This is a genomic window from Metapseudomonas resinovorans DSM 21078 (assembly GCF_000423545.1).
In the GTDB taxonomy this organism is placed as follows: domain Bacteria; phylum Pseudomonadota; class Gammaproteobacteria; order Pseudomonadales; family Pseudomonadaceae; genus Metapseudomonas; species Metapseudomonas resinovorans.
Genome location: NZ_AUIE01000022.1, coordinates 123460 through 137652 on the forward strand (window position 1 = coordinate 123460; position 14193 = coordinate 137652).

At 57.8% G+C, this 14193-nt stretch carries 29 protein-coding genes; all 29 read right to left on the reverse strand.

Annotation, left to right across the window (positions count from 1 at the left end):
• Window positions 1-45: 45 nt before the first annotated feature.
• Window positions 46-435, reverse strand: a complete 390-nt coding sequence (gene rplQ, locus G559_RS0116355) for a 50S ribosomal protein L17 (RefSeq protein WP_016490551.1) — start codon at window positions 433-435, stop codon at window positions 46-48.
• A 44-nt stretch (window positions 436-479) separates the two neighbouring features.
• Complete coding sequence (locus G559_RS0116360; RefSeq protein WP_028629274.1) at window positions 480-1481, reverse strand: DNA-directed RNA polymerase subunit alpha; 1002 nt, start codon at window positions 1479-1481, stop codon at window positions 480-482.
• Window positions 1482-1503: 22 nt separating this feature from the next.
• The gene (rpsD, locus tag G559_RS0116365; RefSeq protein ID WP_028629275.1) at window positions 1504-2124 is read right to left on the reverse strand and encodes a 30S ribosomal protein S4; all 621 of its coding nucleotides are present in this window, start codon (window positions 2122-2124) and stop codon (window positions 1504-1506) included.
• 16 nt (window positions 2125-2140) lie between these two features.
• On the reverse strand, window positions 2141-2530 hold the full coding sequence (gene rpsK / locus G559_RS0116370; protein ID WP_003093689.1) for a 30S ribosomal protein S11: 390 nt from the start codon (window positions 2528-2530) through the stop codon (window positions 2141-2143).
• A 30-nt stretch (window positions 2531-2560) separates the two neighbouring features.
• Window positions 2561-2917 (reverse strand): 30S ribosomal protein S13, encoded by a 357-nt coding sequence (gene rpsM, locus G559_RS0116375; RefSeq protein WP_028629276.1) that lies wholly within the window; start codon window positions 2915-2917, stop codon window positions 2561-2563.
• A gap of 132 nt (window positions 2918-3049) precedes the next feature.
• Window positions 3050-3166, reverse strand: a complete 117-nt coding sequence (rpmJ, locus tag G559_RS0116380; RefSeq protein WP_003093693.1) for a 50S ribosomal protein L36 — start codon at window positions 3164-3166, stop codon at window positions 3050-3052.
• 30 nt (window positions 3167-3196) lie between these two features.
• Window positions 3197-4525 (reverse strand): preprotein translocase subunit SecY, encoded by a 1329-nt coding sequence (gene secY, locus G559_RS0116385; protein ID WP_028629277.1) that lies wholly within the window; start codon window positions 4523-4525, stop codon window positions 3197-3199.
• On the reverse strand, window positions 4526-4960 hold the full coding sequence (gene rplO, locus G559_RS0116390; protein WP_028629278.1) for a 50S ribosomal protein L15: 435 nt from the start codon (window positions 4958-4960) through the stop codon (window positions 4526-4528).
• Between the two features lie 3 nt (window positions 4961-4963).
• On the reverse strand, window positions 4964-5140 hold the full coding sequence (gene rpmD / locus G559_RS0116395) for a 50S ribosomal protein L30 (protein WP_016490545.1): 177 nt from the start codon (window positions 5138-5140) through the stop codon (window positions 4964-4966).
• A gap of 2 nt (window positions 5141-5142) precedes the next feature.
• The gene (gene rpsE, locus G559_RS0116400) at window positions 5143-5643 is read right to left on the reverse strand and encodes a 30S ribosomal protein S5 (protein ID WP_028629279.1); all 501 of its coding nucleotides are present in this window, start codon (window positions 5641-5643) and stop codon (window positions 5143-5145) included.
• A 3-nt stretch (window positions 5644-5646) separates the two neighbouring features.
• Window positions 5647-5997, reverse strand: coding sequence for a 50S ribosomal protein L18 (rplR, locus tag G559_RS0116405; protein WP_028629280.1), 351 nt, complete (start codon window positions 5995-5997; stop codon window positions 5647-5649).
• A 10-nt stretch (window positions 5998-6007) separates the two neighbouring features.
• Window positions 6008-6541 (reverse strand): 50S ribosomal protein L6, encoded by a 534-nt coding sequence (gene rplF / locus G559_RS0116410; RefSeq protein ID WP_028629281.1) that lies wholly within the window; start codon window positions 6539-6541, stop codon window positions 6008-6010.
• Between the two features lie 14 nt (window positions 6542-6555).
• Window positions 6556-6948: a 30S ribosomal protein S8 gene (gene rpsH, locus G559_RS0116415; RefSeq protein WP_028629282.1), complete on the reverse strand. Its 393-nt coding sequence runs from the start codon at window positions 6946-6948 to the stop codon at window positions 6556-6558.
• A 192-nt stretch (window positions 6949-7140) separates the two neighbouring features.
• The gene (rpsN, locus tag G559_RS0116420) at window positions 7141-7446 is read right to left on the reverse strand and encodes a 30S ribosomal protein S14 (protein ID WP_028629283.1); all 306 of its coding nucleotides are present in this window, start codon (window positions 7444-7446) and stop codon (window positions 7141-7143) included.
• A gap of 13 nt (window positions 7447-7459) precedes the next feature.
• Entirely contained in the window at window positions 7460-7999 is a 540-nt protein-coding gene (gene rplE, locus G559_RS0116425) for a 50S ribosomal protein L5 (protein ID WP_028629284.1), read from the reverse strand.
• 20 nt (window positions 8000-8019) lie between these two features.
• Window positions 8020-8334 (reverse strand): 50S ribosomal protein L24, encoded by a 315-nt coding sequence (rplX, locus tag G559_RS0116430; RefSeq protein ID WP_028629285.1) that lies wholly within the window; start codon window positions 8332-8334, stop codon window positions 8020-8022.
• A gap of 12 nt (window positions 8335-8346) precedes the next feature.
• Window positions 8347-8715: a 50S ribosomal protein L14 gene (rplN, locus tag G559_RS0116435; protein ID WP_003448734.1), complete on the reverse strand. Its 369-nt coding sequence runs from the start codon at window positions 8713-8715 to the stop codon at window positions 8347-8349.
• Between the two features lie 22 nt (window positions 8716-8737).
• Window positions 8738-9004, reverse strand: coding sequence for a 30S ribosomal protein S17 (gene rpsQ, locus G559_RS0116440; RefSeq protein WP_021219597.1), 267 nt, complete (start codon window positions 9002-9004; stop codon window positions 8738-8740).
• Window positions 9005-9006: 2 nt separating this feature from the next.
• Window positions 9007-9198: a 50S ribosomal protein L29 gene (gene rpmC / locus G559_RS0116445; RefSeq protein ID WP_016490538.1), complete on the reverse strand. Its 192-nt coding sequence runs from the start codon at window positions 9196-9198 to the stop codon at window positions 9007-9009.
• The gene (gene rplP / locus G559_RS0116450) at window positions 9198-9611 is read right to left on the reverse strand and encodes a 50S ribosomal protein L16 (protein ID WP_016490537.1); all 414 of its coding nucleotides are present in this window, start codon (window positions 9609-9611) and stop codon (window positions 9198-9200) included. The genes rpmC and rplP overlap by 1 nt, the downstream gene beginning before the upstream one ends.
• A 12-nt stretch (window positions 9612-9623) precedes the next feature.
• Window positions 9624-10310, reverse strand: coding sequence for a 30S ribosomal protein S3 (gene rpsC / locus G559_RS0116455; RefSeq protein WP_028629286.1), 687 nt, complete (start codon window positions 10308-10310; stop codon window positions 9624-9626).
• Window positions 10311-10323: 13 nt separating this feature from the next.
• Complete coding sequence (gene rplV, locus G559_RS0116460) at window positions 10324-10656, reverse strand: 50S ribosomal protein L22 (RefSeq protein ID WP_007161246.1); 333 nt, start codon at window positions 10654-10656, stop codon at window positions 10324-10326.
• A 13-nt stretch (window positions 10657-10669) separates the two neighbouring features.
• Window positions 10670-10945 carry a 30S ribosomal protein S19 gene (gene rpsS, locus G559_RS0116465; protein ID WP_016490535.1) on the reverse strand — a complete coding sequence of 92 codons (276 nt, stop codon included), beginning with the start codon at window positions 10943-10945 and terminating at the stop codon, window positions 10670-10672.
• A 14-nt stretch (window positions 10946-10959) separates the two neighbouring features.
• Complete coding sequence (rplB, locus tag G559_RS0116470; RefSeq protein ID WP_016490534.1) at window positions 10960-11781, reverse strand: 50S ribosomal protein L2; 822 nt, start codon at window positions 11779-11781, stop codon at window positions 10960-10962.
• A gap of 11 nt (window positions 11782-11792) precedes the next feature.
• On the reverse strand, window positions 11793-12092 hold the full coding sequence (gene rplW, locus G559_RS0116475; protein WP_028629287.1) for a 50S ribosomal protein L23: 300 nt from the start codon (window positions 12090-12092) through the stop codon (window positions 11793-11795).
• Complete coding sequence (rplD, locus tag G559_RS0116480) at window positions 12089-12691, reverse strand: 50S ribosomal protein L4 (RefSeq protein ID WP_028629288.1); 603 nt, start codon at window positions 12689-12691, stop codon at window positions 12089-12091. The genes rplW and rplD overlap by 4 nt, the downstream gene beginning before the upstream one ends.
• 14 nt (window positions 12692-12705) lie before the next feature.
• A complete protein-coding gene (gene rplC, locus G559_RS0116485; RefSeq protein ID WP_028629289.1) occupies window positions 12706-13341 on the reverse strand; it encodes a 50S ribosomal protein L3 in 636 nt (211 codons plus the stop codon).
• 84 nt (window positions 13342-13425) lie between these two features.
• On the reverse strand, window positions 13426-13737 hold the full coding sequence (rpsJ, locus tag G559_RS0116490) for a 30S ribosomal protein S10 (RefSeq protein ID WP_003243886.1): 312 nt from the start codon (window positions 13735-13737) through the stop codon (window positions 13426-13428).
• 156 nt (window positions 13738-13893) lie between these two features.
• Window positions 13894-14193, reverse strand: a 300-nt coding sequence (locus tag G559_RS0116495; RefSeq protein WP_028629290.1) for an EF-Tu C-terminal domain-related protein, incomplete at its 5' end; no start/stop codon positions are given.

A 14193-nucleotide genomic window follows, 5' to 3' on the forward strand; every position in this document is an offset into this window, starting at 1 on the left:
TAAAAAAACCGGGCACTAGGCCCGGTTTTTCATACAACGACCGACTTACTCGGCAGCAGCTTCGACTTCACCAGCGACCGGACGGTCAACCAGTTCGACGTAAGCCATGGGAGCATTGTCGCCAGCGCGGAAGCCGCACTTGAGGATGCGCAGGTAGCCGCCCTGACGGTTGGCGTAGCGCTTGCCCAGATCGTTGAACAGTTTGCCAACAATAGCTTTCGAACGAGTACGGTCGAAAGCCAGACGACGGTTGGCAACGCTGTCTTCCTTGGCCAGGGTGATCAGCGGCTCGGCAACGCGGCGCAGTTCCTTGGCTTTGGGCAGGGTGGTTTTGATCAGTTCGTGCTCGAACAGCGACACCGCCATGTTCTGGAACATGGCCTTGCGGTGTGCGCTGGTGCGGCTGAGGTGACGGCCACTTTTACGATGACGCATGGTTCAATTCCTTACCAAACTTCTACGTTCGGTGATTACGACGATCAGGCAGTCGCCTTGTCGTCCTTCTTGAGACTTGCCGGCGGCCAGTTGTCGAGGCGCATGCCGAGGGACAGACCACGGGAGGCCAGGACGTCCTTGATCTCGGTCAGGGACTTCTTGCCCAGGTTCGGAGTCTTCAACAGCTCTACTTCGGTGCGCTGAATCAGGTCGCCGATGTAGTAGATGTTCTCCGCCTTCAGGCAGTTGGCCGAACGTACGGTCAGCTCGAGGTCATCAACCGGACGAAGCAGGATCGGATCGATCTCGTCTTCCTGCTCGACCACTACCGGCTCGCTGTCGCCCTTGAGGTCGACGAACGCAGCCAGTTGGTGTTGCAGGATGGTCGCGGCACGACGGATGGCCTCTTCAGGGTCCAGGGTGCCGTTGGTTTCCAGATCGATGACCAGCTTGTCCAGGTTGGTGCGCTGCTCCACACGGGCGTTTTCAACCACGTAGGCAACACGGCGGACGGGGCTGAACGAGGCGTCGAGCTGCAGACGACCAATGCTGCGGCTCTCGTCTTCGTCGCTCTGGCGCGCGTCGGCAGGCTCATAGCCACGACCGCGAGACACCTTGAGCTTCATGTTCAGGACGCCGTTATCCGCCAGGTTCGCGATCACGTGGTCGCCGTTGACGATTTCGACATCATGATCCAGCTGAATATCGGCAGCAGTGACCACGCCCGAGCCTTTCTTCGAAAGGTTCAGCGTTACTTCGTCGCGGCCGTGCAGCTTGATAGCCAGACCTTTGAGGTTCAGAAGGATCTCGATGACATCTTCCTGAACACCCTCGATGGCGCTGTACTCATGGAGTACGCCGTCGATTTCGGCCTCGACTACTGCACAGCCAGGCATGGAGGACAACAGGATGCGACGCAGCGCGTTGCCCAGGGTATGGCCGAAACCACGCTCGAGAGGCTCGAGCGTGATCTTGGCGCGGGTCGGACTGACCACCTGCACATCAATGTGGCGGGGGGTCAGGAACTCATTTACCGAACTCTGCATGGATGCACCTATTTTCTAGCCCTTACTTGGAGTAGAGCTCGACAATCAGGTTTTCGTTGATGTCGGCGGACAGATCGCTGCGAGCCGGCACGCTCTTGAACACACCGGACTTCTTCTCTGCGTCGACCTCAACCCACTCCACACGGCCGCGCTGGCCGCACAGTTCGAGGGCTTGGACGATACGCAGTTGGTTCTTCGACTTCTCGCGAACGGCAACCACGTCACCAGCTTTGACCTGGTAGGACGGAACGTTCACGGTCTGACCGTTTACGCTGATGGCCTTGTGGGAAACCAGCTGACGGGACTCGGAACGAGTAGCGCCGAAGCCCATGCGATACACGACGTTGTCCAGGCGGCACTCGAGGAGTTGCAGCAGGTTTTCGCCGGTAGCGCCTTTACGGGCAGCAGCTTCTTTGTAGTAGTTACCGAACTGACGCTCCAGAACACCGTAGATACGGCGCACTTTCTGCTTTTCACGCAGCTGGGTGCCGTAGTCGGACAGACGACCACGACGGGCGCCATGCTGACCGGGAGCGGATTCGATGTTGCACTTGGATTCGAGCGCGCGAGCACCACTCTTCAGGAAGAGGTCGGTACCTTCACGACGGGACAGTTTGCACTTGGGACCAATGTAACGAGCCATTTCTCACTGTCTCCTATTACACGCGACGCTTCTTCGGCGGACGGCACCCGTTATGCGGGATAGGCGTCACGTCGGTGATGCTGGCGATCTTGTAGCCGCAGGCGTTCAGAGCACGCACAGCGGATTCGCGACCCGGACCCGGGCCCTTGACGTTCACGTCGAGGTTCTTCAGGCCGTATTCCAGAGCAGCTTGACCAGCGCGCTCAGCTGCAACCTGCGCAGCGAACGGGGTGCTCTTACGGGAACCGCGGAAACCGGAACCACCGGAGGTAGCCCAGGACAGAGCGTTACCTTGACGGTCGGTAATGGTCACGATGGTGTTGTTGAAAGAAGCGTGGATATGGGCGATCCCATCCACCACTGTCTTTTTGACTTTTTTACGAGGACGAGCAGCAGGCTTAGCCATGACTTAATTCCTGTCGATTCGCGGGCGCAATTACTTGCGGATCGGCTTACGCGGGCCCTTACGGGTACGCGCGTTGGTCTTGGTGCGCTGGCCATGAACAGGCAGACCGCGACGATGACGCAGACCGCGGTAGCAGCCCAGGTCCATCAGACGCTTGATGTTCATGTTGATTTCGCGACGCAGATCACCTTCAGTGGTGAGCTTCGCGACTTCGCCACGCAGCTGTTCGATCTGCTCGTCAGAGAGATCCTTGATCTTTGCCGCCGGGTTAACGCCGGTGACAGCGCAGATGTTCTGCGCAGTGGTGCGACCAACACCGTAGATGTAGGTCAGCGAGATAACAGTGTGCTTGTTATCTGGAATGTTGACGCCTGCAATACGGGCCATTCAGTGAAACTCCAGTTGACAGCTACCTACGCCCCGGAAGCCAAGAAAAGGGCGCGAGATATTAGCGCTGTAAAAACAAATAATCAACCCGGCAGCGCACTAGCTGCCGGGCTCATAACGCGTGAATCACACTCAGCCTTGGCGCTGCTTGTGACGCGGTTCCGCGCTGCAGATCACGCGAACGATACCGTCGCGACGGATGATCTTGCAGTTGCGGCACAGCTTTTTCACCGATGCACGAACTTTCATCAGTAACTCCTAGAACCTTACGGAACCGGATCAGCGGAGCATTCCGCTGCCGTAGCCCTTCAGGTTGGCTTTCTTCATCAGGGATTCGTACTGGTGCGAAACGAGGTGGGATTGTACTTGGGCCATAAAGTCCATCACAACCACAACAACGATCAGCAACGAGGTCCCGCCAAGGTAGAACGGTACATTAGCTGCAACCACCAGGAACTGGGGCAGCAGGCAAACGGCCGTCATGTACAGAGCACCGAACATGGTCAAGCGGGTCAGTACGCCATCGATATAGCGCGCCGACTGCTCGCCCGGACGGATGCCCGGAATAAAGGCACCGGACTTCTTCAGGTTCTCCGCCACGTCTTTCGGGTTGAACATCAGCGCTGTATAGAAGAAGCAGAAGAATATGATCCCTGCACTAAACAGCAAAATGTTCAACGGCTGACCAGGAGCGATCGCCTGCGAGAGGTCCTGCAGCCAGCCCATGCTTTCAGACTGACCGAACCAGGCTCCCAGCGAGGCCGGGAACAGCAGGATGCTGCTAGCGAAGATAGCCGGAATGACGCCGGCCATGTTCACCTTCAGCGGCAGGTGGCTGGTCTGCGCAGCGAAGACCTTGCGGCCTTGCTGGCGCTTCGCGTAGTGCACCGCAATGCGACGCTGGCCACGCTCAATGAACACCACGAAACCGATGATCGCCACTGCCAGCAAACCGATCGCAACCAGGGCAAAAATGTTGATATCACCCTGACGTGCAGACTCGAAAGACTGCCCGACTGCGCTCGGAAGACCGGCCACGATGCCAGCAAAAATCAGCATCGAGATACCGTTGCCAACACCGCGCTCAGTGATCTGCTCGCCAAGCCACATCATGAACATCGCACCAGCCACGAAGGTGGTGACAGCCACGAAGTGGAAGCCGAAATCAGTCGAAAAAGCGACGCCCTGACTGGCCAGGCCAACGGACATGCCGATGGCCTGGACCAACGCCAGGACTACAGTGCCGTAGCGGGTGTACTGGCTGATCTTGCGACGGCCAGCTTCACCTTCCTTCTTCAACTGCTCCAGCTGCGGACTGATCGCGGTCATGAGCTGCATGATGATCGACGCCGAGATGTACGGCATGATCCCCAGTGCAAAAATACTCATGCGCTCCAGCGCGCCGCCGGAAAACATGTTGAACAGGCTAAGAATGGTCCCCTCGTTCTGCCGGAACAGCTCGGCCAGCCGGTCAGGGTTGATGCCGGGCACTGGAATGTGCGCGCCGATCCGGTAGACGATGATCGCCAGGAACAGGAAACGCAGTCGAGCCCAGAGCTCGGACAACCCGCCATTGCTGAGCGCGGAGAGAGCACCTTGCTTAGCCATTTAGTCCTCGAACTTACCGCCAGCTGCTTCGATAGCCGCACGCGCACCTTTGGTGGCGGCGATACCTTTCAGGGTGACCGCGCGAGTAACGTCGCCGGACAGCATGACTTTCACACGCTGTACGTTCTGGTTAATCACGTTGGCATCCTTCAGCGACTGCAGAGTGATGACATCGCCTTCGACCTTGGCCAGCTCGGAAGTACGCACTTCTGCGCGATCCATGGCTTTCAGGGAAACGAAGCCAAACTTCGGCAGACGACGGTGCAGCGGCTGCTGACCGCCTTCAAAGCCCGGAGCAATGGTGCCACCGGAGCGAGAGGTCTGACCTTTGTGACCGCGGCCACCAGTCTTACCCAAACCGCTACCGATGCCACGGCCCGGACGGTGCTTTTCGCGACGGGCACCCGGCGCGGAACGCAGATCGTTCAGTTTCATGGATTAACCCTCGACACGCAGAAGGTAGTAAGCCTTGTTGATCATGCCGCGATTCTCAGGAGTGTCCTGAACTTCTACGGTGTGACCAATGCGACGCAGGCCGAGACCCTTGACGCAAGCCTTGTGGTTAGCCAGACGGCCGTTAACGCTCTTGATCAGCGTCACTTTGACAGTTGCCATGATTAGAGAATCTCCTCGACGCTCTTACCACGCTTGGCCGCAACGGACTCAGGGGACTGCATGTTCTTCAGACCCTTGAAGGTGGCGTAAACCACGTTCACCGGATTGGTGGAGCCGTAGCACTTGGCCAGAACGTTCTGCACACCGGCCACTTCCAGAACAGCACGCATGGCGCCGCCGGCGATGATACCGGTACCTTCGGAAGCCGGCTGCATGAACACCTTGGAGGCGCCATGGGCGGACTTGATCGGGTACTGCAGGGTGGTGCCGTTCAGATCAACCTGGATCATGTTGCGGCGAGCAGCTTCCATCGCTTTCTGGATGGCGGCCGGCACTTCGCGGGATTTGCCGCGACCGAAGCCAACACGACCTTTGCCGTCACCGACCACGGTCAGCGCGGTGAAGGTGAAGATGCGACCACCCTTTACGGTCTTGGCAACGCGGTTAACTTGAACCAGCTTCTCGATGTAGCCTTCGTCGCGCTTTTGCTCGTTATTTGCCATAACTTAGAACTCCAGCCCGCCTTCACGAGCAGCATCAGCCAGCGCCTTGACGCGGCCGTGGTACTTGAAGCCAGAACGATCGAATGCCACCTGAGTGACGCCAGCGGCTTTCGCGCGCTCGGCAACCAGCTGACCAACCTTCTTGGCCGCGTCGACGTTGCCAGTGGCGCCGTCACGCAGTTCTTTGTCCAGGGTCGAGGCGCTGGCCAGGACCGTGGCGCCGTCGGCCGAAATGACCTGGGCGTAGATGTGCTGGGAAGAGCGGTACACGCAAAGGCGTACGGCAACCAGCTCGCGCATTTTCAGGCGTGCCTTGCGAGCGCGACGCAGACGAGTTTCTTTCTTTTCGCTCATTTGCTATGCCCTACTTCTTCTTAGCTTCTTTACGACGGACGACTTCGTCGGCGTAACGTACACCTTTGCCCTTGTAAGGCTCCGGCGGACGGAAGTCGCGGATCTCAGCGGCCACTTGACCGACCAGCTGCTTGTCGATGCCCTTGATCAGGATATCGGTCTGGCTGGGGGTTTCAGCGGTAATGCCTTGCGGCAGCTCGTAGTCCACCGGATGCGAGAAGCCGAGAGCCAGGGACAGCGTTTGACCTTTGGCCTGAGCTTTGTAACCAACGCCGACCAGCTGGAGCTTGCGCTCGAAGCCTTGACTGACGCCGATCACCATGTTGTTAACCAACGCACGGGTGGTGCCGGCCATGGCGCGATTCTGCTGGTCACCGTTGCGAGCAGCGAAACGCAGCTCACCGGATTCCTCCAGGACTTCCACAGACGGATGAACTTTCAGTTCGAGAGCGCCCTTGGCACCCTTCACCGAGAGCTGCTGACCGGCGATCTTGACTTCAACGCCAGCGGGCAGCTTGACGGGGTTCTTAGCAACGCGAGACATGCTTTCAACCCCCCTTAGAACACAGTGCAAAGCACTTCGCCACCAACACCAGCAGCGCGAGCAGCACGATCAGTCATCACACCCTTGTTGGTGGAAACGATCGATACGCCCAGGCCGCCACGTACTTTCGGCAGCTGATCGACGGACTTGTACTGGCGCAGGCCAGGACGACTTACGCGCTTCAGCTCTTCAATGACCGGACGGCCTTCGAAGTACTTCAGCTCGATGGACAGCAACGGCTTGAGGTCGCTGCTGACTTGGTATCCCGTGATGTAACCTTCGCTCTTCAGAACGTTGGCCACTGCCACCTTCAGCTTGGAGGACGGCATGCTTACGACAGACTTTTCAGCCATCTGGGCATTACGGATACGAGTTAGCATGTCCGCTAACGGGTCCTGCATACTCATGGGCTAGATGCTCCTGATACAAAAAGTAATAGCCTTTCGGCTAGAGTCCACACGCGAACACTGGACGGACTGATGCCAGGCTCGGGCGAGCCGGACATTCTAGAGACACTCCAGAAACGAATCAAGCCCCAAAAGGGGCTTGATTCTAATGACCTGGCTTTGGCCGACCTAAGTCGACCTAACCGACGATCATTACCAGCTGGCTTTCACCAGACCGGGTACATCACCGCGCATAGCAGCTTCACGCAGCTTGTTACGGCCGAGGCCGAACTTGCGGTAAACGCCGTGCGGACGACCGGTGATGCGGCAGCGGTTACGCAGGCGCGAGGCGCTGGCGTCACGAGGCTGCTTCTGCAGCGCTACCTGGGCTTCCCAACGAGCTTCCGGAGTGGAGTTCGGGTTGGCAATGGTAGCTTTCAGCTCAGCGCGCTTCTTGGCGTACTTAGCAACCGTCTGCTGACGCTTCAGCTCGCGGTTTTTCATGCTCTGTTTGGCCATATTCCTACTCCAATCAGTTGCGGAACGGGAAGTTGAAGGCGCGCAGCAGGGCACGACCTTCTTCATCCGTACGGGCGGTGGTGGTCAGGGTGATGTCCAGACCGCGCAGCGCATCGATTTTGTCGTAATCGATTTCCGGGAAGATGATCTGCTCTTTCACACCCATGCTGTAGTTGCCACGACCGTCGAAGGACTTGGCATTCAGGCCGCGGAAGTCACGCACGCGCGGCAGGGAGATGGACAGCAGACGGTCCAGGAACTCGTACATGCGATCGCGGCGAAGGGTGACCTTGACGCCGATCGGCCAACCTTCACGAACCTTGAAGCCTGCAATGGACTTGCGAGCGTAGGTCACGACGGCTTTCTGGCCGGTGATCTTTTCCAGGTCAGCTACAGCGTTCTCGATGATTTTCTTGTCACCGATGGCTTCGCCCAGACCCATGTTCAGAGTGATCTTGGTGATGCGCGGAATTTCCATCACGTTCGCAAGCTGAAGTTGTTCCTTCAGCTTCGGCGCGATTTCTTTCCGGTAAATCTCTTTCAGTCGTGCCATGGTTATCTACCTAGCAGTTCTCAAGCATCAACCGGTTTTTGGGTCGACTTGAAGACACGAATTTTCTTACCGTCTTCAACCTTGAAACCAACGCGATCAGCCTTGTTGGTTTCGCCATTGAAGATGGCCACGTTGGAGAGGTGCAGCGGCGCCTCTCGCTCGACGATACCGCCCTGGACACCGGCCATGGGATTGGGCTTGGTGTGGCGCTTGATCAGGTTTACACCGCTGACCAGCACACGGCTGTCGGCGAGAACCTTCAGCACCTTGCCACGCTTGCCCTTGTCCTTGCCGGCGATGACGATGATCTCGTCGTCACGACGAATCTTTTGCATGACGGCTTCTCCTTACAGCACTTCGGGGGCGAGCGAGACGATCTTCATGAACTTCTCGGAACGCAGTTCACGGGTCACGGGCCCGAAGATACGGGTGCCGATCGGCTCCTGCTTGTTGTTCAGCAGGACGGCGGCGTTGCCGTCGAAGCGGATGATCGAGCCGTCAGGGCGACGAACGCCATGCTTGGTACGAACCACAACAGCGGTCATTACCTGGCCTTTCTTCACCTTGCCACGCGGAATCGCTTCCTTCACGGTCACTTTGATGATGTCGCCGATGCCGGCATAGCGACGGTGCGAACCACCAAGGACCTTGATGCACATAACGCGACGAGCACCGCTGTTGTCAGCGACGTCGAGCATGGATTGAGTCTGAATCATATCTTTCTCCGACCCTTAGTCCTTAGACTTCCACGGCACGTTCGACGACTTCCACCAGGGCCCAGGACTTGGTCTTGGCCAGCGGACGGGTCTCACGAATGGTGACCTTGTCGCCGATGCGGCACTGGTTGGTTTCGTCGTGGGCGTGCAGCTTGGTCGAACGCTTCACGTATTTACCGTAGATCGGGTGCTTTACGCGGCGCTCGATCAGAACGGTGATGGTCTTGTCCATCTTGTCGCTGACGACGCGGCCGGTCAGCGTACGGACGGTTTTCTGAGCTTCAGCCATGATTACTTACCTGCTTGCTGGTTGAGCACAGTTTTCACGCGAGCGATGTCGCGCTTCACTTGCGAGAGCAGGTGAGACTGCCCCAACTGGCCAGTTGCTTTCTGCATGCGCAGATTGAACTGGTCGCGCAGCAGGCCGAGCAGTTGCTCGTTCAGCTGCTGTACGGATTTTTCACGAAGTTCATTCGCTTTCATCACATCACCGTCCGCTTAACAAAGGAGGTGGCGAGCGGCAGCTTTGCAGCGGCCAGGGCGAATGCCTCACGCGCCAGCTCTTCGGAAACACCCTCGATCTCGTACAGGACCTTGCCCGGTTGAATCTGGGCTACCCAGTACTCGACGCCACCCTTACCTTTACCCATACGAACTTCGAGGGGCTTCTTGGTAACGGGTTTATCCGGGAACACACGGATCCAGATCTTGCCGCCACGCTTCACGTGACGGGTGAGGGCACGACGTGCAGCCTCGATCTGGCGGGCAGTGAGACGACCACGGCCAGTAGCCTTCAGCGCGAACTCGCCGAAGCTGACCTTGCTACCGCGCTGAGCCAGACCACGGTTGTGGCCGGTCATCTGCTTGCGGAACTTCGTACGCTTTGGTTGCAGCATTTGGCGTACCCCTTACTTAGCAGCTTTTTTACGAGGAGCGGGCGCTACCGGCTTCAGCTCTTCCTGGCGGCCACCAATGACCTCACCCTTGAAGATCCAAACCTTCACACCGATCACACCGTAGGTGGTGTGCGCTTCATAGGTTGCGTAGTCGATATCGGCGCGCAGGGTGTGCAGGGGCACACGACCTTCGCGATACCACTCGGTACGGGCGATTTCAGCACCACCGAGACGACCACTCACCTGAATCTTGATGCCCTTGGCACCAATACGCATGGCGTTCTGTACAGCGCGCTTCATGGCGCGACGGAACATCACACGACGCTCCAGCTGCTGAGCTACGCTCTGCGCAACCAGCATACCGTCGAGCTCCGGCTTGCGGATCTCTTCGATGTTGATGTGCACAGGCACACCCATTTGCTTGGTCAGGTCCTGACGCAGCTTCTCAACATCTTCACCTTTCTTGCCGATCACGATGCCGGGACGAGCGGTGTGGATGGTGATGCGTGCGGTTTGAGCCGGACGATGAATATCGATACGGCTTACGGACGCGCTTTTTAGTTTGTCTTGGAGGTACTCGCGCACCTTCAGGTCGGCAAACAGATAATCGGCATAAGTGCGTTTATCTGCATACCAAACGGAGGTGTGCTCCTTGACGATACCCAGGCGAATGCCAGTGGGATGTACTTTCTGACCCATCTGATCGACTCCGTTACTTGTCCGCAACCTTGACAGTGATATGGCAAGACCGCTTGACGATGCGATCAGCACGGCCTTTGGCACGCGGCATGATGCGCTTCAGCGAACGCCCTTCGTTGACGAAAACGGTGGAAACCTTCAGGTCATCCACGTCTGCGCCTTCGTTGTGCTCAGCGTTGGCCACGGCCGACTCCAGCACTTTCTTCATGATTTCAGCGGCTTTCTTGCTGCTGAAAGTCAACAGGTTGAGCGCTTCGCCCACCTTCTTCCCGCGGATCTGGTCGGCGACCAAGCGGGCTTTCTGGGCGGAGATTCGAGCGCCCGACAGCTTAGCGGCTACTTCCATCGTTCCTTACCCCTTAACGCTTGGCTTTCTTGTCTGCAGCATGACCGCGATAGGTGCGGGTAGCAGCGAACTCGCCGAGTTTGTGGCCGACCATGTCCTCGTTCACGAGAACCGGGACGTGTTGACGACCGTTATGAACAGCAATGGTCAGGCCGACCATTTGCGGCAGTACGATGGAGCGACGCGACCAGGTTTTCACCGGCTTGCGATCGTTCTTTTCCACCGCCACTTCGATCTTCTTCAGTAGGTGAAGATCGATAAAAGGACCTTTTTTCAGAGAACGCGGCACTGTCGTATCCTCAGTTATTTACGGCGACGGACGATCATGTTGTCGGTGCGCTTGTTCGCGCGGGTCTTCGCACCCTTGGTCGGGAAGCCCCACGGAGACACCGGATGACGGCCACCAGAGGTACGACCTTCACCACCACCATGCGGGTGGTCTACCGGGTTCATCGCCACGCCGCGAACGGTCGGACGAACACCACGCCAGCGTTTGGCACCAGCTTTACCCAGCGAACGCAGGCTGTGCTCGGAGTTCGAGACTTCGCCCAGGGTCGCACGGCACTCAGCCAGGACTTTACGCATTTCGCCGGAGCGAAGACGCAGGGTTACGTAGGCGCCTTCACGAGCAACCAGCTGAACGGAAGCACCAGCGGAACGGGCGATTTGCGCGCCTTTACCGGGCTTGAGTTCGATACCGTGAACGGTGCTACCAACCGGAATGTTGCGCAGCGGCAGGGTGTTACCGGCCTTGATCGGTGCATTGACGCCCGAGATCAGCTGGTCGCCAGCACTCACACCTTTCGGTGCGATGATGTAGCGACGCTCGCCATCGGCGTACTTCAGCAGAGCGATGTGAGCAGTACGGTTCGGATCGTATTCAATACGCTCAACGGTGGCAGGAATGCCATCCTTGTTGCGACGGAAGTCGACCAGACGGTAGTGCTGCTTGTGACCACCACCAATATGGCGAGTGGTGATGCGGCCATTGTTGTTACGACCACCGGACTTCGATTTTTTCTCGACCAGCGGTGCGTAGGGAGCGCCTTTGTGCAGCTCCTGGTTGACCACCTTGACCACGAAACGGCGGCCAGCGGAGGTCGGCTTGCATTTAACGATTGCCATGATGCACCCCTTTACTCAGCGCTGCTGGCGAAATCGAGATCTTGGCCCGGCTGAAGAGCGATGTACGCCTTCTTCCAGTCGTTACGCTTGCCCAGACCACGAACGGTACGCTTGGTCTTGCCCTTCACATTGAGGGTGGTGACGCGAGCGACTTTCACGCTGAACAGGCTTTCAACGGCCTTCTTGATTTCCAGCTTGGTTGCATCGGTGGCAACCTTGAAAACGAACTGGCCCTTGCTGTCTGCCAGCATGGTGGCCTTCTCGGAGACGTGCGGGCCAACCAGCACCTTGAATACGCGTTCCTGGTTCATGCCAGCAGCTCCTCGAATTTCTTCACGGCGGACACGGTGACAAGCACCTTGTCGTAGGCGATCAGGCTGACCGGGTCGGAACCCTGAACGTCACGAACATCAACGTGCGGCAGGTTGCGAGCGGCCAGGTACAGATTCTGATCAACGGCTTCGGAAACGATCAGCACGTCGGTCAGACCCAGACCATTCAGCTTGCCCAGCAGAGCCTTGGTTTTCGGCGCCTCAACAGCAAAGTCCTCAACCACGATCAGACGGTCCTGACGAACCAGCTCAGCAAGGATGGAGCGCATAGCTGCGCGATACATCTTCTTGTTGAGCTTCTGGGAGTGATCCTGAGGCTTGGCAGCAAAGGTAGTACCACCGGAGCGCCAGATGGGGCTGCGAATGGTGCCAGCACGAGCACGACCGGTGCCCTTCTGACGCCACGGCTTTTTGCCACCACCGGAAACTTCGGAACGGGTCTTCTGCGCGCGAGTACCCTGACGGCCACCGGCCATGTAGGCAACAACAGCCTGGTGAACCAGGGTTTCGTTGAACTCACCGCCAAAAGTACGCTCGGAGACTTCGATAGCCTGAGCGCCATTTACATTCAGTTGCATCTCAGCTTCCCCTCTTAACCGCGAGCCTTGGCTGCCGGACGCACAACCACATCACCGCCGGTAGCGCCAGGAACGGCACCCTTAACCAGCAGCAGATTGCGTTCTGCATCGACACGCACAACTTCCAGGGACTGAACAGTCACACGCTCGGCACCGAGGTGACCGGACATCTTCTTGCCCTTGAAGACACGACCAGGAGTCTGGCACTGGCCAATAGAACCCGGGGCGCGGTGGGAAACGGAGTTACCGTGGGTATTGTCTTGACCACGGAAATTCCAGCGCTTGATGGTACCGGCGTAGCCTTTACCCTTGGACTGACCGGTAACGTCTACCAGCTGGCCAGCCTGGAAAAGCTCGGCAGTCAGTTGATCGCCAGCCTGGTACTCACCTTCTTCAAGGCGGAATTCCCAGACACCGCGACCAGCAGCTACGCTCGCCTTGGCGAAGTGACCGGCTTGCGCCTTGGTCACACGAGAGGCACGACGCTCACCGACAGTCACCTGTACGGCGCGATAGCCATCGCTCTCTTCGGATTTGAACTGGGTCACACGATTCGGCTCGATCTCAATGACCGTAACCGGAATGGAGACACCTTCTTCGGTGAAAATGCGGGTCATGCCGCACTTACGACCGACTACACCAATAGTCATGTTGTAAACCTCATGAGTGTACGGGGCTTTCACCCGCTATGGCCGCCCATTTCAGAGCGTTACACGACTAAAACCCGAGGGTTATTAGCCGAGGCTGATCTGCACTTCCACGCCTGCCGCAAGGTCGAGCTTCATCAGCGCATCGACGGTTTTATCCGTCGGCTGGACGATGTCCAGAACACGCTTGTGGGTACGAATTTCGTACTGATCACGCGCGTCTTTGTTGACGTGCGGGGAGATCAGAACGGTGTACCGCTCTTTGCGAGTAGGCAGAGGAATAGGACCACGCACCTGAGCACCAGTACGTTTCGCGGTTTCCACGATTTCCTGGGTGGATTGATCGATCAGGCGATGGTCAAAAGCCTTCAACCGAATACGGATTTGTTGGTTTTGCATTTTGACCTCAGACTCTATCTCTGCTATCCCCAACGGACGGACTACGCCCGTTAAAAGGAGGCGTGATTGTACGGATGCGCCGGGAGGGTGTCAACTTTTGACCAACCAAAAGAAAAGGGCCCCGAGGGGCCCTTCCTTTTGAGGCGAGATCGTCGATTACTCGATGATCTTGGCAACCACGCCAGCGCCTACAGTACGACCACCTTCGCGGATTGCGAAGCGCAGGCCGTCTTCCATGGCGATCGGAGCGATCAGGGTGACAACCATCTTGATGTTGTCGCCCGGCATTACCATCTCTACGCCTTCCGGCAGTTCGCAGTTACCGGTCACGTCTGTGGTACGGAAGTAGAACTGCGGACGGTAGCCCTTGAAGAACGGGGTGTGACGACCACCTTCTTCTTTGGACAGCACGTACACTTCGCACTCGAACTTGGTGTGCGGCTTGATGGTGCCCGG

Bases quoted from the DNA above. Each gene is read 5' to 3' on its own strand.
- rplO (WP_028629278.1), bottom strand. From the start codon at position 4,960: ATGAAACTGAACGATCTGCGTTCCGCGCCGGGTGCCCGTCGCGAAAAG.
- rplQ (WP_016490551.1), bottom strand. From the start codon at position 435: ATGCGTCATCGTAAAAGTGGCCGTCACCTCAGCCGCACCAGCGCACAC.
- rplE (WP_028629284.1), bottom strand. From the start codon at position 7,999: ATGGCACGACTGAAAGAGATTTACCGGAAAGAAATCGCGCCGAAGCTG.
- rpsQ (WP_021219597.1), bottom strand. From the start codon at position 9,004: ATGGCTGAAGCTCAGAAAACCGTCCGTACGCTGACCGGCCGCGTCGTC.
- rplW (WP_028629287.1), bottom strand. From the start codon at position 12,092: ATGAACCAGGAACGCGTATTCAAGGTGCTGGTTGGCCCGCACGTCTCC.
- rpsE (WP_028629279.1), bottom strand. From the start codon at position 5,643: ATGGCAAATAACGAGCAAAAGCGCGACGAAGGCTACATCGAGAAGCTG.
- G559_RS0116360 (WP_028629274.1), bottom strand. From the start codon at position 1,481: ATGCAGAGTTCGGTAAATGAGTTCCTGACCCCCCGCCACATTGATGTG.
- secY (WP_028629277.1), bottom strand. From the start codon at position 4,525: ATGGCTAAGCAAGGTGCTCTCTCCGCGCTCAGCAATGGCGGGTTGTCC.
- rpmC (WP_016490538.1), bottom strand. From the start codon at position 9,198: ATGAAAGCGAATGAACTTCGTGAAAAATCCGTACAGCAGCTGAACGAG.
- rpsH (WP_028629282.1), bottom strand. From the start codon at position 6,948: ATGAGTATGCAGGACCCGTTAGCGGACATGCTAACTCGTATCCGTAAT.
- rplB (WP_016490534.1), bottom strand. From the start codon at position 11,781: ATGGCAATCGTTAAATGCAAGCCGACCTCCGCTGGCCGCCGTTTCGTG.
- rplP (WP_016490537.1), bottom strand. From the start codon at position 9,611: ATGCTGCAACCAAAGCGTACGAAGTTCCGCAAGCAGATGACCGGCCAC.
- rpsN (WP_028629283.1), bottom strand. From the start codon at position 7,446: ATGGCCAAACAGAGCATGAAAAACCGCGAGCTGAAGCGTCAGCAGACG.
- rplF (WP_028629281.1), bottom strand. From the start codon at position 6,541: ATGTCTCGCGTTGCTAAGAACCCCGTCAAGCTGCCCGCTGGCGTTGAA.
- rpmD (WP_016490545.1), bottom strand. From the start codon at position 5,140: ATGGCAACTGTCAAAGTGACGCTGATCAAGAGCGTTAACGGCCGTCTG.
- rplR (WP_028629280.1), bottom strand. From the start codon at position 5,997: ATGAGCGAAAAGAAAGAAACTCGTCTGCGTCGCGCTCGCAAGGCACGC.
- rpmJ (WP_003093693.1), bottom strand. From the start codon at position 3,166: ATGAAAGTTCGTGCATCGGTGAAAAAGCTGTGCCGCAACTGCAAGATC.
- rplC (WP_028629289.1), bottom strand. From the start codon at position 13,341: ATGACTATTGGTGTAGTCGGTCGTAAGTGCGGCATGACCCGCATTTTC.
- rpsJ (WP_003243886.1), bottom strand. From the start codon at position 13,737: ATGCAAAACCAACAAATCCGTATTCGGTTGAAGGCTTTTGACCATCGC.
- rpsK (WP_003093689.1), bottom strand. From the start codon at position 2,530: ATGGCTAAGCCTGCTGCTCGTCCTCGTAAAAAAGTCAAAAAGACAGTG.
- rpsD (WP_028629275.1), bottom strand. From the start codon at position 2,124: ATGGCTCGTTACATTGGTCCCAAGTGCAAACTGTCCCGTCGTGAAGGT.
- rplN (WP_003448734.1), bottom strand. From the start codon at position 8,715: ATGATTCAGACTCAATCCATGCTCGACGTCGCTGACAACAGCGGTGCT.
- rpsM (WP_028629276.1), bottom strand. From the start codon at position 2,917: ATGGCCCGTATTGCAGGCGTCAACATTCCAGATAACAAGCACACTGTT.
- rpsC (WP_028629286.1), bottom strand. From the start codon at position 10,310: ATGGGTCAGAAAGTACATCCCACTGGCATTCGCCTGGGTATCGTCAAG.
- rplD (WP_028629288.1), bottom strand. From the start codon at position 12,691: ATGCAACTGAATGTAAATGGCGCTCAGGCTATCGAAGTCTCCGAGCGT.
- rplV (WP_007161246.1), bottom strand. From the start codon at position 10,656: ATGGAAGTAGCCGCTAAGCTGTCGGGCGCTCGAATCTCCGCCCAGAAA.
- rplX (WP_028629285.1), bottom strand. From the start codon at position 8,334: ATGCAAAAGATTCGTCGTGACGACGAGATCATCGTCATCGCCGGCAAG.